The 384-nt window shown below is 78.6% G+C and carries 1 pseudogene; it reads left to right on the forward strand.

The window, feature by feature from the left end:
• A pseudogene (locus ACSNOD_RS31805) lies at window positions 1–384 on the forward strand (primosome assembly protein PriA); the annotation flags it as partial.

Here is a 384-nt window from a genome sequence, read left to right on the forward strand (position 1 = left end):
GGGCGGCGGGGCCGCCCGCGGAGGGGGAGCAGCTCGCGCTCATTCGGGAGAGCGTGCGCAAGGCCAAGGCGCCCAAGGCCAGGCCGCGCACCTGGCGCGGGGCCGCGCTCGCCGAGCAGCGGCCCGTCGCGCGCGTGCTCGTCGACAAGGGGCCGGTCCACCTCGACAAGCTCTGGGACTACGCCGTGCCCGCCGCCATGGACGCCGACGCCCAGCCGGGCGTACGGGTGCGGGTGCGCTTCGGCGCCGGCGCGCGCCAGGTGCACGCCGGGCGCCGCGAGGGCGGCGGCCTGCTGGACGGGTACATCGTCGACCGCATCGCCGAGTCCGACTACCAGGGGCCGCTCGCGCCCCTCGCCCAGGTGGTCTCGCCGGAGCCGGTGC

Source organism: Streptomyces sp. URMC 123 (assembly GCF_051386515.1).
In the GTDB taxonomy this organism is placed as follows: domain Bacteria; phylum Actinomycetota; class Actinomycetes; order Streptomycetales; family Streptomycetaceae; genus Streptomyces.